The following is a 19,557-nucleotide window of genomic DNA, read 5'->3' on the forward strand; positions in this document are numbered from 1 at the left end:
GAAAATCGGCTTACAAATTTTTTCAATATCGCACTTGCAAGGCCTGAAAACTTTGAAACGCTAACAACCCAAATAGAACCGCTGTATAGGTACTGCGAAGCACAAAAAAAGCTAACAGCGCGATCAACCCGCCAGCGATAACAGACAACCAAAGCGACTTGCGGACGCCATCCCACGGGTCATATTGAATGAAAATATTTCGTGAGACTTGGCCGCCATCAAGCGGGTAGACCGGCAATAGATTCATGAGACCCCAAAAGATGTTGACCCACAGTAACATCCCTACAAGAGTACTCAATAACGCTCCGCCAAACGACAGGCTCGGAGATAAAGGCAATGGGATAAATCCAAACAGCCAGCTAGTTTGCACGGCTCCACCTGTGAGCACAACACCAAGGATGATCACCGCCGCAAACAAAAAGCCTGCAAAGGGACCAGCCAGGGAGATGAATATCTGCCGCATCGGGCTGGAAGGGACGCCTGCCCACCCATCCAAGGCACTGGTCTCAGGGATGGTGAGGCCGCCCGCAAAATGAAGAACGATCCGTGAGCGTTGACCGTAGCGACGGAATGCAAAGGCATGGCCCAATTCGTGGATGAGGATGGATATGAAAATGACAAAGATCCAAACTGGGATGAATATCAAATTGCCAGATGAGCCAAACACGAGCGCTACCAGCCAGAACAACGGATGAACGCTAACGGGGATACCGGCAATCGTAAAGCGCAGGTCATATTGTGTAGGAGAAGGAATTTGAAAGAGCATGATTATCCTAATACAACTTTCTTTAGATTAACTTCAAACGGCGGGTAGACGACGCCGTTCTCTGTAACGATACCTGTCACCAACCGATTCGGAGTGACATCGAAGGCAATGTTGCGGGCTTTGGCATTTTGTGGAGCGACGCGTTCGCCCATGAACTCGAGGCCAAGCACCTCTTGCGGATTACGTTCTTCAATGGGGATCAAATCGCCGTGCGCAAGGGAGAGATCAATTGTTGATGTAGGGACAACGGGATAGAACGGCACACCGTTATCGTGCGCGGCGAGGGCCAGCATGTATGTTCCGATCTTGTTAGCCACGTCGCCGTTAGCGGCAGTGCGGTCGGAGCCGACAAAGCATTTCTGTACTTTGCCTGCTTTGAGAAAATATCCTGCCGTGTTATCAGAAATGATTTCGTATGGGATTCCATATTGTTCCAGTTCCCATGCGGTGAGACGCGCTCCCTGCAAGCGCGGACGGGTTTCATCCACAAATACATGAATTCGTTTGCCTTGTTCATGCGCCGTGCGGATCACTCCGAGAGCGGTGCCCCAATCGACAGTTGCCAATGCGCCGGTGTTGCAGTGATGGATGATGGTGTCGCCATCATTGATAAGCGTTGCACCATGTTCTGCCATACGCTTGTTGATCTCTACGTCTTCGTCCGCGATGCGTTGGGCTTCTGCGAGGACGAGATGGCGAATTGATTCGGCATCTCCCTCACCCCCCGCCCTCTCCCGCTGGGAGAGGGAGCTTAACACCCTATCCACAGCCCATGCTAAATTGACAGCAGTGGGACGTGAAGCTTTCAGAGTGTTAGAAGCGGCTTGTAGATCAGCGAGCAGGTCATCGGTTGAGTTTGAAGCGGATTCAAATCCAGCGAGGGCAAGGCCGAATGCGGCGGCCGCTCCGATGGCAGGCGCACCACGTACCACCATGTCGGTGATCGCGCGCGCAACAGATACATGATCCTTGTAGGCAAGGACTTCAAATCGACCGGGCAAAATGCGCTGGTCGATCATCTTCAGTTGGTTATCTTCCCAAAATACGGTTCTCATAAAAATATTTTACCCGCAAACAGAAAAAGTCACCCATTTAAAGCCTTAACATCACAGGAAAATCGTGCAATAATACAACCCGCTTGTTAAATTTAAAAACATACAGGAGCATCAATGTTCAATAGATCACGCACATTGTTCTTTCTGATCGTACTGAGCATCGCAGGTTTAATCGTAGCATCATGCGCATCACCAACAACTGAAACAGGAAATGGGATCGTGGTTGTCATCCCTGAAGACCCTCCATCGTTCAATCCGACGATCGCAGATACAGGCTACGATTCGCTCGTCATGGAATTGGTTATGCTTGGTCTTGCAGATGTTGACCCGAATGGAAATGTGTTCCCTGAATTGGCGGCGGAACTTCCCACACAGGAAAACGGCGGAGTGACCATCAATGATGATGACACGATGAGTGTGACGTGGAAGATGCGTCAGGATGTGCAATGGTCAGACGGAGTTCCCGTCACTGCTGACGATGTGATCTTTACCTACAATTCCATCATAGACCCTGAAACTGGCGCGTGGATCCCGGGCATTGATTACATTGATAGCGTGGAGAAAATAGACACGTATTCATTCGCTGTCAACTACAGTTCCATTTACCCCGGTTACTTAACTCAATTCGGTGGTGAGCAGGTTGTGATTTGGCCTGCCCATTACTGCGATGCATCACAAGGATTTTCCGCATGGGACTGTGGTCGCACGCCAATAAGTAACGGGCCGTACGTTTTGAAGGAATGGATCAATGGCGATCACATGACCTTTGTAAAGAATGATAAATACTTTGAGCAGGGTAAGCCCGCCATTGATACAGTCACTGTGCGCATCGTGCCGGATGAAGCTGTGCGCAAGCAGATGCTCATTAATGGTGATGCAGACCTCGATATGTGGACCACAGAACCGACAATCGCAGACTTGCAAGATAAGCCAAACGTAAAGGTCAGCCAGAGCCCGTTCAATCGCTGGGTATTCCGCCTGTATTTCAACCTCTCAGCCAAAGGGACGAATGACCCGGTGGCTACGCCACATCCCATTCTGTCGGATGTCAACGTACGCCGCGCCATCCGCATGGCGATTGATGTGGATACGATCTCGAAGGAATTTTTCCTCGGCTACGCCCAACCCGCATGGACGGAATTCTTCCGCCCGCCGTATGAATGCACCAACGTTCCGCGCCCGAAATTTGACATCGAAGGCGCGAAGGCCTTGCTTGAATCCGCAGGCTGGACAGATACCGACGGCGATGGCGTACGCGAGTGTCACGGTTGCGCTACAGGCGCACCCGATGGCTACAAAATGGAAATGGAATTCATCACGTATGCCGAATACGGCGAGGCGTTGAACTTGACACAACAATTCATTGCCGATGAACTCAAACAGATCGGCATCTCCACCAGCTTGAGCGTGGTGGAAGGCAGTGTGTTGTGGGCGTCTTCGGCAGATGGCGGCATCGAGCAAAGCGGCAACTTCGATATGGACATGTATGATGACGGCTACGCCGGCACCGACCCGACCGACTTCCTATGGTCGTATTACGCTTCAGAAGCCGCCGTACCCGATAACGGAACCAACTACGGCGATTGGATCAATGCAGATTTCGACAATATGCTGAGCGAAGCCTATACATTGGACGAGAGCTATCGCAAGGAACTGTTCTGCAAAATGGCTCAAACTCTGGAAGATGAATTGCCCGAGGCGTTGCTCTTCACAGCCATCAATGCCGATACACACTCCACGCGTTTGCAGGGAGTGCAATCCACAACAAACGATCTCGTGACGTGGAACGCCGCAGACTGGACGCTCGCAAAATAAAATGGCGACGTATATTTTTCGCCGCCTGTTACAAACGATCGGACTGCTCTTTCTGCTCAGTATCCTGCTTTTCGCGCTGGTCAACCTCGCGCCGGGCGGACCATTGGCAGGTCAAGGAAGGAGCCGCCATGTCAGCCCGGAAAAAGTGGAATTGATGAAACGTCAATTCGGGTTGGATAAACCGCTCCCGATGCAATATCTCATCTGGCTGATCGGGAACGATTGGATGAAAGTGGATGTGGACGGCGATGGCACCGCCGAAAGTCATGGAACACGTCAGGGCATTTTGCGCGGCGACTTCGGCTTTTCGTTCCGTACCCGCCAACCCGTCCTGACCGAGATCGGGCAACGACTCCCCAACACCATCTATTTGATGTCTATCACGATATTGGTGGCGCTGCTGATCGCGATTCCCATCGGCATCATTTCGGCGTTGCGTCAATATTCGGGTTTCGATATCACGGTCACCACATTTTCCTTCGCGGGGCAGGCCATCCCTGAGTTTTGGTTGGGGTTGCTTCTCATCCTGATCTTTTACGCGTGGCTCAAGAACCCGTTTACGGGCGCTCCCCTATTGCCGTCAGGCGGCATTCAATCCATTGACATTTCAGGCTTCAACCTTGGCGACCGCATCGTGCATTTGATATTGCCCGTCATCACCGGCGCACTCGGGTGGATCGCGTGGTATTCGCGCTTTCTGCGTTCGAGCATGTTGGAAGTGGTGCACAAGGATTTCATGCGCACCGCGCGCGCCAAGGGACTCCCCAATCGCATGGTCCTTTATAAACACGCGTTGCGCAACGCGCTCATCCCCATCGTCACCATGCTGGCATTGGACCTGCCCACCATCTTCGGCGGCGCGGTCTTTGTGGAAATCCTTTTTTCGTGGCCCGGCATGGGCAGGTTATATTACACGGCCGCCCAGCAACGCGATTACCCGGTGCTGATGGCTGTGCTCATCATCGGCGCCGCGTTCATCATCCTCTCGAATCTGTTCGCAGACCTTTTATATGGTTCCCTCGACCCGCGCGTTCGATATGAATAAAGAATGACAGAACACTACATAGAATCATTGCCGCAGAACGTTTCCAATATCACAGCCGAGGATGTCAGTATGTCTGCCATCATTTGGAAGCGCTTTCGCAAACACCCGGGCGCGATCTTCGGCGTGTATGTCTTTATCGCGCTGATCCTGCTAGCCCTGCTCGCCCCGCTCTCTCCTTACCCATCAGAAGGTTCTTTCATGAGCGAGCGCCTGCAACCGCCATCGTTGGCTCACCCTCTGGGCACCGACGCGCTCGGTCTCGACCTGCTCACACGCATCGCCTACGGCGGCCGCATTTCCCTCACGGTCGGTCTGTTGGTGGTGATCATTTCGCTTTCCATCGGCGTGCCCATGGGAGCGCTGGCCGGGTATTACGGCGGCCGCCTCGATAGCATCCTGATGCGCACCACAGACGCGTTCCTCTCGCTCCCCACGTTGCTGGTGCTCATCCTGCTCAGCGCCATCCTGCGCGAAGTGGACATCCCGTTCTTCGAAAGCAATAGTGTTTTGACGATCGCCCTCGTGATCGGCATCCTCTCATGGATGACCTTCGCCCGACTGGTGCGCGCCCTCTTTCTCACGCTTCGCGAATTGGACTTTGTGTCTGCCACGCGCGCCCTGGGCGGATCTGACCTCCGCATCATTCTCCGCCATATCCTGCCCAACGCCATCGGCCCCATCATCGTGGAGGCCACGCTCGAGTTGGGATACGCCATCATCGAAGAATCAGGGTTGAGCTTCCTCGGTTTCGGCATCCAACCCCCCACGCCTTCGTGGGGCAACCTACTCAGCAATGCACAGGAAAACTTCACCAAATACCCGTGGCTGGCGATCTTCCCCGGACTGATGATCTTCCTTGCCATTATTTCTGTCAATTATATTGGCGATGGCCTGCGAGACGCATTCGATCCGCACAAAGTCTTTGGCATGGCGGATGAACATTAAATACCTGTAATGGGCATACGTATGTACGTACTATTCAGCATCTGGTCATTTCATAACGACATCAAAGCAATTGATTCCATCAACAAGGACACGTTGATAAAAATCTTCTTTGCTCAATCCAAATACACTTTCTGTTGATAGAGAATCATCTCCCGTACGCAGAGACCAGAACTCCCAATTTGGTGGGTAAATCTCTAAATCACTATCTGGATTTGCAATCGACATTCGGATTGAATTTATGTCACCATTTTCATGAATCTGTGGGCAAAGGACTTTGTCCCTTCGTATTATTCCAGATAACCAGAATGCTATCTTAGGTTTCTGATACAACAACAGCATATCATATCCAGCATTCTGGTCGAAGTTGCGCTGATATACATCAAAAGAAATTTCGTCGGGCAGGCCAAGTTGGGAGAATATCCATTGATTCGAATAATATTCCCAATAGTAACTTAAATCTTCAGGCGAATCTGCTTCTGAGTAAATGGCTATTCTTTGGACTTTTTCTTTATCTACAGTCAAATAAACACCAAGTATTACAGCTCTGTTTTTTATATCAATGAAGTCAAGAGGGACAGAGTACGCTGGCAATGACGCATCAGTATAAACTGACACGTCTGTATTTATTTTATGAAATGTTCCAAAGAATACATCAGCTAAGTCCCATGTTGTCTCGCCCGGCGTAATCCCCCAGAAACAAGGCAGGTCACAGCCTCCATTGGTAAAAAGTAGCTGAAGCAAGCGCTCCTGATCTCTTTCTGATAGGTAATATTCAGGTAGCGACAGCGCGGTCGGTGTCGTTTGTTTTGGTGCAATATTAGCTGTAACCTGTCCGTTAAATTGGCTATTTGGCGGAAACTGTTGGACTAAACTACAGCCTGAAATTGATAGAGAAAATATTAGAACTATTAATAACAATGGTTTCCGTGGCATTTTATTATCCCGTTAAATTCTCATATCCAATATTGCTTAGTTTATCACCTAGTCTCTTAGGGGTAAGTTTACACAAGGCAAACAGGTGACTGTCATCTACGAGATGACAGTCACCTTGGTTAACCCTCCTGCGCGGACGGGACAGCTACGGCATGAAGCATTTGAAGTATTACCGAGCACACGCGCCAGAGAAAGTGTAAATATCAAAGACATCGGAAATCTATGAGACTTCCGATGTCTTTCTATACCAATCACATCATCCCTGCACCCGTGAAGATTTTTCCGCAGTCAAAGTTATCGAGGAAGATAGCATAACCATTATGGTGTAGGTGGCAAGCCAGTTGGCCACGCTTGCCCTGGCAGATACTCTTTCAAGTATCCGTACCCTATCCAAGGTTGCATATTTTCAACGCTAAACTCGTCACCCAAAAAGATGGCTTCAGTGAAAGCGTCTTGATCTAGTCCTTGCAAATCATAGTCCACAACGAATAGCACCATCTTCTTCTCAAGATAGTAAATATGATAATTTGTAACTGTTAAATCTGGAGCCTGATATATATTAGCGTCAGCTCCATCCGGTACGCCAAGTGAATCAACGACATATTTCACTCGGGCGCAACACATTGATTGCATAATGATATATTTTACTAAGCCGTCTTCAACCTGCATGGAAACCTGCGTTAAAGTGCGATCCTTCCCCACAAACCAATCAGCGTAAATGCTCGGGTCTGTTATTTTAGAAAGCCGCACACCAAATTTACCATTGTTCGCCAACAAAGCTACAGCATCGTCAGCGGTAGTTACACCAGGCTCAACTCCAAACCAGCAAACTGTTTGGCATGATTCGCCAAACTTGATTGTACCCAATATGTCAGAAGCAAATCTGGAAGATTTCTCCTCAAAATACTCCTGAGTTGCAAGAGCAGGGTTCGCTTGCGGAGTAGACAGGGATTCAGCACAGGAACATAGAAGCAACAGCACACACAAGGATATTTTCCTGTTCAATTTCATTGAAACAAACTCCATTCGGCGCGGGACTCCATCCCCGCCAACATGTGATTGATGATTTCCACAGAACCATCACTACCCAAGCCACCGAAGTTATCAAGGATCGCGCCAAAAAAATTATGGTGTGAGTGATAAACCTATTGGCAGTTTCTGTCCAGGCAGATATTCTTTCAAGTATCCATACCCTATCCAAGGTTGTATATTTTCAACGCTAAACTCGTCAGCCAAAAAGATGGCTTCAATGAAAGCGTCTTGATCTAGTCCTTGCAAATCATAATCCATAATATTTAACGCCGTCTTCTTTTCAAGATAGTAAACAAAATAATTTGTAACCGTTAAACCTGGAGCCTGGTGTATATCAGCACTGGCACCGTCTGGCGTACCAAGCAAATCAATAAAATATTTTACCCGTATACAACACATTTGTTGCAAAGTTATAGATTTCACCACATTAGTCTCCGCCTTTATATATACTCGCATTAAGAAACGGTCTTTCCCCACATACCATTCGGCTTGAATCTCTTGATCCGCTATTTCAGAAAGTCGAACCCCAGATTTGCCATTACCAGCCAATAAGGCCACGGCATCATCTATAGTAGTTACACCGGGTTCAACTCCGAACCAGCATGCTGGCTTACATCTTTCATTAAATTCAAATGCACTCAAAAACTCAGAAGTATGTTGTTCAGATTTCTTTTCAAAATACTCCTGAGTTGCAAGAGCAGGGTCTTCCTGAGGAGTAGGCAGGGATTCAGTACAGGAACACAGAAGCAATAGCACACATAAGAATATTTTCTTGTCTATTTTCATTTACATAAATCTCCTCCATTCGGCAAAGGACTTCATCCCCACCATAATGTAACCGCCACTTTCATACTGCAAGTCTATCACCAACCTCCTTGCAGGTACAATTATCAAATGTCCACAAACAGTATTATCAATATCCTCGGTTGGGTTGGCACGATCTTATATCTCGTGGCGTATGCGTTGATCTCCATGAAAAAAGTGGAGGGCGATTCGGTTTTGTATCAGGGCATGAATGTTCTGGCGGGCGTTCTGCTTGTCGTCAATACGGTTTACTTGCGCGCTTATCCATCTGCGGGGCTAAACGTTGCATGGGTTGGCATTGGCCTCTTCACATTGGGACGAAAATGGCTGAATCGAAATTAACTCCGCGTTTCACGCTGAACGCCCAAGTCGAAGAGATTGCGTCCGAGCAGTATCGGTTGACGGTCCCTGCTGGGAAAGCGGATGCGTATCGACTCGCTCAACTGGATGATTATAGCCATCTCCCCCGTCGAAAGTTTCCGCATCATTCGCTGACGTTGAGTCTGTCCGCTCGCACCTCAAGCGACTCAATCCCCGGCACTTGGGGATTCGGCCTATGGAACGATCCGTTCGGGTTGTCGCTTGGGTTTGGTGGCAGGCCGTGGAGATTCCCTGCATTGCCGAATGCAGTTTGGTTCTTTGGGGCATCGGAGGAGAATTATTTGTCGTTTCGCAACCCTCGTCCTTCGACTACGGATGGAGCAATGAACGCTCCATCCTCCGCTCAGCGCGGATTTGCCAATGGATTTATGGCACAGACATTTCGTGCGCCGAAGTTTCATCCGCTGTTGATGTTGGCAGGGTTGGCGCTCCCCTTTTCGCGGAAGATGACACGGAGGTTGTTGAGCAAGGTCATTGCAGAGGATGCGGTCAATTTGAGTAAGGGCGACCAGCTGGTCGCCCCTACCGATTGGCACAGATACAGGCTGGAGTGGAGAGAGAGGCGAGTGCTATTCGAAGTGGATGATGTCACAGTGTTTGAGTCGGTTGTGAGTCCAAATCATCCCTTGGGCTTGGTCATCTGGATCGATAATCAGTATGCCGCATTTACCCCCGAAGGAAAAATCGAGCTCGGAGTTTTGGAAAACCCCGAACCCGCGTGGTTGGAAATCAAAGAACTACAAGTGGGTTAGATCCAGAAGTTGGGCAGGTAAATGCGCAGAAGAACGTCGATCAACAAGCCAATCATAAAGAGCGAACCGAATTTGCGGTTGTTGTAAAAGGCATAGCCAACGAAGTAAAGCGGCCAGCCGGGTTGCCCTTCGGGTCGTTCGGCTGGTTTGGGCTTGAGGAAGACAGGGTAGTATTGTAAGAAGGTGGGAATGGCAAAGAGCACAATAGCCATAATGGGCGTGAAGAATTTGATAACAATGAGATAGGCGGTAAGGAAGTAAGGGATAACCATCATCGCGATCACGGTATAACGTGAGGCTTTTTCACCGATGACAACAGGCAAGGTGTGAATGCCTTTCTTTTGATCCATATCGAGCTTGTCGATGTGCTTGCCAAAGATGACGGTGGTAACGCCCAATACATAGGGCAGGCTGGCGAGAACAACGTTCCAACTCCATTCCTGTGAAAGAACGTAGTATCCGCCACCGATCATCAACGGGCCCCAAACAATGAGAACCGCCACTTCACCGAGGGCAAGGCCCTTGAGAGGCCATGTGTAGAAGAGCAAAAAGAACGCGCCCAAGCCGAGTAATGTCCATTTGGTGGCATCGAAGCCTTGATAAGAGATGAGATACAACCCCAACACCAAAGCCATGAACACAGTAACAGCAAAATATGTGAGGTGCTGGCGTTTGGTCATCAAGCCACTGGCGATGGGTTGTGCCCCGTAGATGTTGCGGTAGTAGTTGTCTTTATCCACGCCACGCACGTAATCGGTGTAATCGTTAAAGATGTTGTTACTGGCGTGAGCAAGGATGAGGGCGAGTGTAAGCGCCAGCCAGGGCAGAAAACTAAATGAGTGGTTGCGCCAGGCAAAAAGTCCGGCAAGAGCCGCCGAGATGAAGGTCATCACGAGGACAGCGGCGCGGGTTGAGATGAGCCATTTAGAGACAACATCCAATTCATCCCACTCAGATTTTGAAACTTCGGGAATTACATTAAGTGCTTTCTTCCACATTGCGAAATTCATGCTAAAACTCCTTGGTTGAATTTGACAAATTATACCGAAGCAGGCCGATTTGTGTTTGAATGTTTATTAGGAGAGACTGTGGATGTTCATCCGGGCTTTGTTGATTCGCTCGGCAACGTAAAGAAGAATGTCGTGCCTTTCCCCGCTTCACTCTGGACCCAGATCCTGCCACCGTGAAATTCGATGATACGTTTCACCAACGCCAGCCCCACTCCCGTGCCTTCGGCTACAGGATCCAATTTATTGAAGAGATCAAAAATACGCTCATGATGTTCATGGGCGATCCCGATACCGTTATCACACACAAAGAAAATAGGCATGGCATTTTCGTAGCCTGACCAACCGATCTCAACCAATGGCGAAGGCCGGTCTGCTGAAAACTTTATGGCGTTATCGAGCAAGTTCTGCGTTACTTCCAACAGCCTGCGGCGGTCACCGTTGACATTCGGGAACGAATCAGCCACTTTAATTTGCACAGGCGTTGTCTGTAATCTGCCCGTTACAAGCGTCAGAGCTTCATCGACCAATGCACGAAACGGTATGATCACGGGCGAGTTCATCATGCGCCCAATTCGCGAAAGCTCAAGTAACTCATTCAAAAGGCGGTGCATTTTATCGACCGCTTCATTGATGCGGGTAATATCCCTCTCCAAACGATCCGGCCGTCCTGCACGCGCATCTTCTCCCAGAAAGCCAAGGAAGCCTTTGATGGTGATGATCGGCGCTTTGAGGTCGTGTGAAACCGTATAAGTGAATTGTTCAAGTTCGGTATTTTTCGCCGCCAACTCACGGATCAGCCGCTCTCGTTCTAATTCATCATCTTTTCGTTTCGTCACATCCACAACGGTGCCGGCCATGCGTATTGGCTTACCTTTTTCATTCCAATATACTTTGCCGCGTCCTTCCACCCAATGCACGCCCCCATCTGGCCATATAAGACGATGTTCGATCACGTAATCGTATTCCCTCTCCATCAAAGCTTCGCGGATCGCCTTCTGCACTTTGGAAACATCGTCTGGGTGGACGAGTGACAAATACGTATCATATTTTCCATCGAACTGCCCCTTCGCCAACCCAAACATCGCCTCTGTCCCCTCCGACCATGAGATGGATCCTGTTTCAATGTTCCAATTCCACGTCTCCATTTTTGCGGCATGAAGAGCAAGGTTGAGCTTTTCCTGCTCATCCCGAAGGATAACTTCCACGCGTTGGCGTTCCTCTAATTCTGTGCGCGCACTATTCAGAGACCGGGTTAACTCGTTGAGTACGAAATAGATCTCCAGAGATGCAATTACAAAGATAACTGTCAGGTCAACCGCAATCCGTATCGGATTACCCTGAAATTGTTGGATCAACCCCGCGGCTTCAAAAGCAGCCAGTACCCATACAGCAAGAATGGTCCATGTGGTCAACAATGTGACTACCCGCCAGCCAAGCAGGTAACCTGCCGCCAACAGAAGTAAGAAGTAAGCCACCACAGCCACATCATTAACGCCATCTACTTTGCTGGCGATCCATGTCAACGCGACCCAGAGCATAAACAGGAGAAAACCGCTGGCAAAACGGACTCGTCCACTACGCACGAGAAACTGAACAGGAATCTGCAACAAACCGATTCCGATAAGCACACTGTTGACAGAACGCTCTGCATCATTTCCAAGGAAAAGATTGAGCAATATTCCCATCAATGCGACAAAGAATATAGCGATGGACGCCATGCGCAAAAGGGTTGCATGGCGTGCTTTTTCGGGTTCATCTTTTAAAGATAGCAAAAAAAGCATACGACGAGCACGATTCATTCGATCACCTCGCCAGACATCGGTGGAGAGGGAAGCGTGAAGAAGAAGGTGGCACCCTGCCCGAGTTGTGATTCCACCCATATTGTGCCCTTGTGATACTCAATGATCCGCTTAACCAGCGCCAAACCTATGCCCGTGCCGTCGCTACGCGAGTCCAGTTTATTGAACAGGCCAAAGATCTTGTCTTTGAATTGAGGCGAGATTCCCGCACCGTTATCTTTGACATAAAACAAAGGCATGCCGTTGAGTTGATCCTTTTGCCCGATCTCAATCAGCGGATTCGATTGATCGCCCATGAACTTGGCCGCATTATCCACCAGGTTTTGAAGGACTTCAAACACCCTCTGACGGTCTGCATATACAAATGAAAGATTCGGCTGGATACGCACTTGGACATTTGCTTGTGTGATACGCCCATGGATAAGTTCAACGGTCTCCTCTGCAAGTTCGTTCATGTTGACCAATTCAAGCTTATTGACCAGCCTACCAACACGAGAAAGCTCCAACAGGTCACTAAGCAGTTTTTGCATCTTATCAGTGGCATCAGTGATACGCTGAATATCCACGCCGAGTCTATCTATGTTGCCAGCCCTTGCATCTTCTTGTACAAATCCCATAAAGCCCTTGATCGTGATCAAAGGAGACTTCAAGTCGTGCGAAACGGTGTATGTGAATTGTTCCAGCTCAGCATTCTTAGCTTCCAGTTCATCGATCAATTTCTCACGTTCGTTCATCGTCCAATTCCGCACGGTGACGTCGCGCACCATGGCGATGACCGTATCCACATCATTGCGGATCACGCTTGCCTCGTAATAGCGCGGGTCGTTCATCTCAAGGAGTTGATATTCGAACACCTGCAAGTGTCCTGTCTCAAGAGTACGGGAAATCGCGAACATGGTTTGTTCAACCACGTTCAAAGGCATGATCTCGGAAATATTTCTACCTAAAAATTGTTCGGGCGGCAGGAGTGTATTCATGGTCGAAGATGAGATAAATTGCAAGATCCTGCCATCACGATCAAATTCAAAGATCATGTCGGGTGTGGCTTCGAGCAAGGCTCGCAAACGAGCTTCACTTCGTTGCAGTGCAATCTGGGTTTGCTGAAGTGTTGTGACATCCAATTGTGTGCCCCATATGCCGATCAGGTTTTTATCCTTAAATACCCCAACAGCCGAATTCAAAAAATGGATCGTCCTTCCATCAACGGTCTTCTCAACCGTTTCACGTTCTGATGCCCTGTAATTTGCATGGACCAAGCCCAGCGTTGCCTGAAAATTAACATCGGTCACACTTCCCCCATGCAAGTCAAGCAATCGTACACCCAAAGCAGCATCACGAGACGCGTATCCGTACATTCGGGCAAACGTCTCATTACAATCTTGAACATAAGCGAACCGATAAATGAGCCGAACCTGCTCCTCTTCTGGGAGGTCGGTTGGGATCGGTTCATCGAAGGCTAGAAACCAAATCCCTTCTGCGCTGGTTTCTACGAAATTTTTATATTTTTCTTCTGAAGCCTGCAAAGCACGCTGGGAATTGACTTGTTCCGTAATATCATAAAAAATGGAGAGAACCGTTGGTTCACTCGCCGAGTCGATCAGTTCATGAAATACAGCGGTGACACGTTTCTCTCCTTTCGCGTTGATAAATTCAAACACAGGAAGATGAAGTGACCTTTGTTTCAGCATTGCATCCACAAATCGCTTATGCGATTTTTCATCAACCCATAGATTCAATTCTGTGACTAATTTGCCTAACGAGGTTTGCGCATCCAGGCCCATCAACTTCCAATACGCGTCATTGGCATCTAACAACTTCCCTGGTTGCAAGGCAATAACACTGATCGCCATTGGGCTTACACTAAAAATTTTGCTAAATTGTTCCTCGATCTTTTCCACGTCCCTGGCAGATTGGCGCATCACGCTCATCACCATATAAACGAGCGCGATCGCAAACAAAAAGACCACTGAAAGTTCCCAGGCTGTAACAAGTGGCGTCTGGGCTTGCGATATGCGGATGCCTAATGTTTCAGCCAGAGCCAGCCCCCAAATGGATGCCACGCTCAAAACTGTCATACTTACAACGAACTGCCAGCCCATTACCAAGGCACCTGCGAGAATGACCAGCAAATATACGATGATCGAAGAATCATGCACCCCCATTCCTCTCCATGCGTTATAGGTCATGCCCCCCCAAACAAGAATCGAGAGAACGAACGATACCTCACGGGTGTATCCCATGCGCGCAGGGATCAACAAAACGATCTGAACAAAAAACAGAACAATATTGACCATGTTCGACAAACCAAGCACAGCATCACCGCGCAGGGAATGTACAAGAACATATAAACCATTTACTACAATGGATATGATGAGAACTGACACAAGCAACTTCCCCGCCCAAGTGTGCCGCTCCATTTTGATCAAGGGATGAAATGCATTTCGAAGCCGATCAGTCATCGCAATCTCAACGATGGCAGTATATCACCAGCTATAACAACGCCCTTTCATATGACGCAATAATCCTATCAGACAATGCATCCCACTCCTTATCCACTGTTTGAAATTCGGGATGCGCCTCGAACCACGCCAGCGACTTGCGCAAGCCTGCCGCCCAATCCACTTCACAGTGGAAGTCTGGCACAAAACTTTTGATCTTGCTGTTATCAAATACAACTGTATTGGACTTATCGCCAATGAGGCTCCCCACCGCCTCTTCATCGAACCTCGCAATATAATCAGATGGGATGTGGATCACGTTCGGTTCCAGACCGAGAGCCTGATACGCTTCGAGATAAATTTGATCCCAGCTGAGAGCCTGATCTGACGTTATCTGAAACGCTTCGCCTACCGCTTTCTCATTGCCCAATAACCCGACCAAGCCTTTGGCAAAGTCTGAGTTCCAAGTGAGCACCCACAAGGATGAGCCATCGCCGTGACTGATGATCTTCTTGCCACGCTTCATGCGGTCAATGGACGTCCACGGATCACGCCAGGTGCAATAGCCAAAGGGGATTTGAGAATGTCCATAGGTATGCGAGGGACGAATGATCGTGACAGGGAAGCCGTTCTCGCGATATTCCTTCATCAACATGTTCTCGATAGCGATCTTGTTGCGCGAATATTCCCAATAGGGGTTCTCAAGCGGCGTCTCTTCTGTGATGAGATAATTCTTCACAGGCTTTTGGTATGCAGAAGCCGAGCTGATGAAGACGAACTGATCGGTGTTCTTGCGGAAGAGACGCAAGTCACGTTCAATGTCTTGTGTAGAAAAAGCAATGTAGTCCACAACTGCATCGAAGCGGTGACCAGCCAAAAGGGAGGTAAGATGCGCTTCGTCCGCGTGAATATCGCCTTTGAGCAGAGTCGCTCCCTTCGGGAAGGGATACTTCGTCGAAGTTGCACGATTCAAAATAAAAAGTTCGTGTCCGCGCGCGAGGGCGAGGTCGGCACATGCCGAACTGATGATGCCTGTTCCGCCGATAAATAGAATTTTCATTAGCCTTCTCCTAATTCAGGGATGGGTTGTGCAGTTGTACGACTTGCAACATAACTTTCGATGGCAAAAATGATGAGCGCCGCCCAAACGATACTAAAACCGATGAAGTGCGCCATATCAAACGCTTCTTTATATACAAGCACACCAATCAGGAATTGCAAAGTGGGAGCAATGTATTGCAACATGCCCACGATGGTCAGCGGAATTTGTTTGGCCGCCGAAGCAAACATGAGCAAAGGTATCGTGGTTGCGATACCCGCGCCGATCAAGAAAAGATCAACCCGCGTTCCATCATGCAGGAATGCACCTGTGCCAGTAACACCGACGAATACAAGATAAATCAGCGCAACAGGGAAAACAATTCCTGTTTCGAGCGTAAGCCCATACAAAGAGCCAAGTGGGGAAAGTTTTTTGATAAGGCCATACAAGGCAAATGAGAAAGCCAGAGAGAGAGCGATCCACGGTAAACGGCCGTATACAAACGTTAGATACCCAACACCGATGGCGGCAATCCCCACAGGAACCCATTGCAGAGGGCGTAAGCGTTCACGCAAGAAAATAACGCCCAACAGTACACTGAGCAACGGGTTGATGAAATATCCAAGGCTGGTCTCAACAATGAAACCCGAGTTGACGCCCCAGACATAGATCAGCCAGTTCAAGCTGAGAAAAACTGCCGCAACAGAATATACACCGATGGTCTTGCGAGTAAACGCAACCGAGCGGAAATCCTTCCATTGCCCGGTGACAACGATATAGATCATGAGCATGACAAATGACCAACCAATACGATGCCCGATCACTTGTAATGCAGAAACTTCATGTAATTGCTTCCAATAGAGTGGAAAAAGCCCCCACAGCGCATATGCGCCAATGCCATATAAAATGCCGTTATTCATTTTTCTCCAGTGCTTACTCAAAATGTTGTGATTGGTTGCCGCCCTATAAACCCTGCATCCACTTCATGCCAGAAAGCGATATCGTCCTCCCCATATTTCCAACAGAGATAGACTTCACGTCCCTCCCGCAAGGCAGAAAAATCCAGTAACCCTGTGTTGATATCTTTGATCTGTACACCTGTATCCATGATCTGATGGATGAGCGCATCCAACTTCTCAAAATCCACTACCATTTTACTGAGGGCTTTGTTTCCACCATTCCCTGCGGACTTTTCAATAGCAGGCCAAGCTTCCGGTTGATTATCAAGTATCTTTTGACGGATCGCCTGAACTTCGTCCATGATCGGGCGGATGATCTTCAAAGCCTCATTGGCTTGTTGTAGGGTAAAGTATTGGGGCATGGGCAGTAGTATAACGTAAACGGGTATACAGGTAAACAAGTCTGGCTTGTTATCTACTGTATACCCGTTTTCCATGTCCACGTGCTTACACAGGAATAGCTTGATATCCCTTTTTCTTTACAGCGGCGATGATCTCGTCTATTGTTAATTTGGCTTCATCATATTCAACGATCATTTGTTGTTTGTGATAACTGGCGTTGATCTCTTTGATGGCAGGGAAATCATCTTCGATGGACTCGAGTTTCATTGAGCAGTTGGAGCAGTGCATATCGGGAACGGAGAAAGTTTGTTTTTTCATAGTTTCCTCAAAAACCCTAAGAGGCTGTTTAATAAATAGGAAAAAGAGGAAAAATCGGGCAAACTTGGATGATGACCAAATCAAACCAAGAATACCCGACTAACCTGAATGATACCGAATGGAAGCAAATTGCGCCATACTTGCCCAGAGCAAAGCGCAAAGGCAGACCACGAGAAATACCTTGGCGAGCGATTATGAATGGCATCTTTTACATTGTCAAAAATGGTTGTGTTTGGCGAGATTTACCACATGAGTTTCCTGCTTGGCAAACAGTCTATTATTATTTTAGACAGTTTGGGAAGAACCGCATGTGGGAAAAGCTTAATACGATCATTCGAGAGCGCGTTCGAATTCAAGCAGGGCGTAGTCCACAAGCGAGTGCAATGATTCTGGATAGTCAAAGCATAAAAAGTGCAGAAGGTGGTGAAAAAATTGGTTTTGATGGTGGCAAACTGATAAAAGGACGAAAAAGAAATGTGATTACAGATACGATGGGGCTCGTAGTTCTGGCCAAAGTCACTGCCGCTGATGTACAAGATGTTTATGCTGGCGAAGAAACTCTGGTGAAATTGAAAAAGAGGAAGTCTCTCAGAGCGCGTTTGCAAAAAATCTTTGCTGATGGTGGTTATCGTGGGCACCTCGTTGATTGGGTCAAAAATGAACTTCAAGCTGAGATCACCTTCATCTTGAAGGTAGGCAACCAAAAGGATTTCAAGTTCTACCCAAACGCTGGGTCATTGAACGAACTAATGCTTGGATCACGCGCAATCGTCGTATGGCTAGAGACTATGAGCGCTTGGTGCAATCCAGTGAGTCTTTTATTTATATCTTGATGATCCGGCTTGGGCTACGACGTCTTGCTAAATTTAAGATTTATTAAACAGCCTCTAAAGGTCTTTGAGACCTTTAGGGTCTATAAATAAATCTTTATTCAAACACTATCGTCCCGGTGTACATGCCCATCGAGCAGGTGAAGAACATTTTTGTGCCTGCAGGTTGGGCAGGGATGGAGACTTGTGTTGTCCCTGTATCGGGGAGAAGCTGATAATAATTCAAAGAGGGGATGACAAAATCTCGTGAGCAGGAATAGGTCTGGTTTGTGACGAGGCTGAGGTAGATCGCCTCGTTCGCTGTTGCTTTGAGCGTCTGTGGGAAGTAGCCCTCGTTTTTAACCATCAGTGTAAGATCGGTTGAAGGGACAGAAGCAGTCGTCGGTGAGGAGGAAGCGGTTATCAATCCACGAGAGAGGTTGGTGAGGGAATAGGGAGAGCCCACGAGGTTGAGTCCGCCATCAAGGGTGACCAATCCCAAAACAAGCAGGACGATGGCGACAAAACGCATAAAGAATTTTTCAAGGCGTGCGCCGAGTTCGGTTGTTAAGTAAGCAACAATAAAAAAGACCGGGCTTGTGCCAAGGACAAAGGCGAACATGAGGGCCGCACCCATGAAGGCGCTACCTGTGCCAAGAGCGGTCGCCATCATCGCTTGGGTCACACCACAAGGGATGAAGACGGTGAGAAAACCGAGGAAGAGAGGTGTGGCAGTATCAGTTCCTTTGGCCGTACGACGGATGTAGCGTGTGATGAATTTGGGCGGCTCGACCGAGAAGTAACGGAAGATAGGATGCACATCGAACATACGCAATGCATTACCGATCATGAAGATGCCGATTGCAACCATGAGAAGCGCACGTGTGACAGGGCTGAGTGCAAGGAATGAGCCAAGCCAGCCAAGCAATGCACCAAGCAATGTATAGGCAACGAGTTTAGAAGCAAGGAAGAGAAGAATGGGTTGAGCAGAGTTTGTCCGTTTGACCTCGACTTGTTGATTGCGCTTGAGTTGTTTCCGTTTCTGCGGGGTCTGCTCAACGTAATCCTGTTCGATCTGGTGGGCAAGCGAGCTGGCCAGTAAACCACCTTGCACAGCGAGACAACTTAATCCGCCAGTGGTAATGCCTGTGACGAATGCAACCATGAGGTTGGCAGACCCTGAGCCCGAGCCAATGGAAATTCCTTGTTCGCCTAGATTTTGCGTGACCAGCATGATGATGGCAACGGTCAATAAACCGATACCAAGCGCTATGAGGATGACAGGGTCAAACGTCGTTTTGCGTTGATTGGACAT

General features: G+C 48.5%; 19 protein-coding genes. 6 read left to right on the top strand and 13 right to left on the bottom strand.

Annotated elements, in window-relative coordinates; translation table 11 throughout:
• Positions 1–22: 22 nt before the first annotated feature.
• Positions 23–766: a site-2 protease family protein gene (locus IPP66_20910; GenBank protein MBK9927740.1), complete on the bottom strand. Its 744-nt coding sequence runs from the start codon at positions 764–766 to the stop codon at positions 23–25.
• A gap of 2 nt (positions 767–768) precedes the next feature.
• On the bottom strand, positions 769–1,821 hold the full coding sequence (mtnA, locus tag IPP66_20915) for an S-methyl-5-thioribose-1-phosphate isomerase (protein ID MBK9927741.1): 1,053 nt from the start codon (positions 1,819–1,821) through the stop codon (positions 769–771).
• A gap of 114 nt (positions 1,822–1,935) precedes the next feature.
• Here mtnA and IPP66_20920 point away from each other — a divergent pair, with 114 nt between their 5' ends.
• The 3 genes from IPP66_20920 to IPP66_20930 all read left to right on the top strand — a co-directional run bounded on the left by IPP66_20920 (position 1,936) and on the right by IPP66_20930 (position 5,626).
• Positions 1,936–3,636 (top strand): peptide ABC transporter substrate-binding protein, encoded by a 1,701-nt coding sequence (locus IPP66_20920; protein ID MBK9927742.1) that lies wholly within the window; start codon positions 1,936–1,938, stop codon positions 3,634–3,636.
• 1 nt (position 3,637) lies between these two features.
• Entirely contained in the window at positions 3,638–4,681 is a 1,044-nt protein-coding gene (locus IPP66_20925) for an ABC transporter permease (protein ID MBK9927743.1), read from the top strand.
• A 69-nt stretch (positions 4,682–4,750) separates the two neighbouring features.
• Positions 4,751–5,626: an ABC transporter permease gene (locus IPP66_20930; GenBank protein MBK9927744.1), complete on the top strand. Its 876-nt coding sequence runs from the start codon at positions 4,751–4,753 to the stop codon at positions 5,624–5,626.
• A 45-nt stretch (positions 5,627–5,671) separates the two neighbouring features.
• Here the strand turns inward: IPP66_20930 and IPP66_20935 are convergent, their stop codons facing one another.
• From IPP66_20935 to IPP66_20945, 3 genes are all read right to left on the bottom strand, one after another.
• Positions 5,672–6,559 (bottom strand): hypothetical protein, encoded by an 888-nt coding sequence (locus IPP66_20935; GenBank protein MBK9927745.1) that lies wholly within the window; start codon positions 6,557–6,559, stop codon positions 5,672–5,674.
• Between the two features lie 318 nt (positions 6,560–6,877).
• Positions 6,878–7,585 carry a hypothetical protein gene (locus IPP66_20940; GenBank protein MBK9927746.1) on the bottom strand — a complete coding sequence of 236 codons (708 nt, stop codon included), beginning with the start codon at positions 7,583–7,585 and terminating at the stop codon, positions 6,878–6,880.
• Between the two features lie 99 nt (positions 7,586–7,684).
• Positions 7,685–8,377: a hypothetical protein gene (locus IPP66_20945; GenBank protein ID MBK9927747.1), complete on the bottom strand. Its 693-nt coding sequence runs from the start codon at positions 8,375–8,377 to the stop codon at positions 7,685–7,687.
• 108 nt (positions 8,378–8,485) lie between these two features.
• On the opposite strand from IPP66_20945, the gene IPP66_20950 reads away from it, so the two are divergent.
• Both IPP66_20950 and IPP66_20955 read left to right on the top strand, forming a co-directional pair.
• Positions 8,486–8,737: a hypothetical protein gene (locus IPP66_20950; protein ID MBK9927748.1), complete on the top strand. Its 252-nt coding sequence runs from the start codon at positions 8,486–8,488 to the stop codon at positions 8,735–8,737.
• Positions 8,719–9,528: a hypothetical protein gene (locus IPP66_20955; GenBank protein MBK9927749.1), complete on the top strand. Its 810-nt coding sequence runs from the start codon at positions 8,719–8,721 to the stop codon at positions 9,526–9,528. Before IPP66_20950 ends, IPP66_20955 begins: the two co-directional genes overlap by 19 nt.
• Here the strand turns inward: IPP66_20955 and IPP66_20960 are convergent.
• The 7 genes from IPP66_20960 to IPP66_20990 all read right to left on the bottom strand — a co-directional run bounded on the left by IPP66_20960 (position 9,525) and on the right by IPP66_20990 (position 17,433).
• Positions 9,525–10,538 carry a prenyltransferase gene (locus IPP66_20960; protein MBK9927750.1) on the bottom strand — a complete coding sequence of 338 codons (1,014 nt, stop codon included), beginning with the start codon at positions 10,536–10,538 and terminating at the stop codon, positions 9,525–9,527. The genes IPP66_20955 and IPP66_20960 overlap by 4 nt on opposite strands.
• Positions 10,539–10,624: 86 nt before the next feature.
• Positions 10,625–12,337, bottom strand: a complete 1,713-nt coding sequence (locus IPP66_20965) for a PAS domain-containing protein (protein MBK9927751.1) — start codon at positions 12,335–12,337, stop codon at positions 10,625–10,627.
• A complete protein-coding gene (locus tag IPP66_20970) occupies positions 12,334–14,796 on the bottom strand; it encodes a PAS domain S-box protein (protein MBK9927752.1) in 2,463 nt (820 codons plus the stop codon). Before IPP66_20970 ends, IPP66_20965 begins: the two co-directional genes overlap by 4 nt.
• 31 nt (positions 14,797–14,827) lie before the next feature.
• On the bottom strand, positions 14,828–15,835 hold the full coding sequence (locus IPP66_20975; protein MBK9927753.1) for an SDR family oxidoreductase: 1,008 nt from the start codon (positions 15,833–15,835) through the stop codon (positions 14,828–14,830).
• On the bottom strand, positions 15,835–16,734 hold the full coding sequence (gene rarD, locus IPP66_20980; protein ID MBK9927754.1) for an EamA family transporter RarD: 900 nt from the start codon (positions 16,732–16,734) through the stop codon (positions 15,835–15,837). Before rarD ends, IPP66_20975 begins: the two co-directional genes overlap by 1 nt.
• A gap of 17 nt (positions 16,735–16,751) precedes the next feature.
• Positions 16,752–17,210: a DUF2203 domain-containing protein gene (locus IPP66_20985; GenBank protein MBK9927755.1), complete on the bottom strand. Its 459-nt coding sequence runs from the start codon at positions 17,208–17,210 to the stop codon at positions 16,752–16,754.
• Positions 17,211–17,220: 10 nt separating this feature from the next.
• Positions 17,221–17,433 carry a cation transporter gene (locus tag IPP66_20990; GenBank protein MBK9927756.1) on the bottom strand — a complete coding sequence of 71 codons (213 nt, stop codon included), beginning with the start codon at positions 17,431–17,433 and terminating at the stop codon, positions 17,221–17,223.
• Between the two features lie 68 nt (positions 17,434–17,501).
• On the opposite strand from IPP66_20990, the gene IPP66_20995 reads away from it, so the two are divergent.
• Positions 17,502–18,266, top strand: coding sequence for an IS5 family transposase (locus IPP66_20995; GenBank protein MBK9927757.1), 765 nt, complete (start codon positions 17,502–17,504; stop codon positions 18,264–18,266).
• A gap of 94 nt (positions 18,267–18,360) precedes the next feature.
• Here the strand turns inward: IPP66_20995 and IPP66_21000 are convergent, their stop codons facing one another.
• Positions 18,361–19,557: a sulfite exporter TauE/SafE family protein gene (locus tag IPP66_21000; protein ID MBK9927758.1), complete on the bottom strand. Its 1,197-nt coding sequence runs from the start codon at positions 19,555–19,557 to the stop codon at positions 18,361–18,363.

The sequence above is a fragment of the Candidatus Defluviilinea proxima genome (assembly GCA_016721115.1).
Lineage (GTDB): Bacteria > Chloroflexota > Anaerolineae > Anaerolineales > Villigracilaceae > Defluviilinea > Defluviilinea proxima.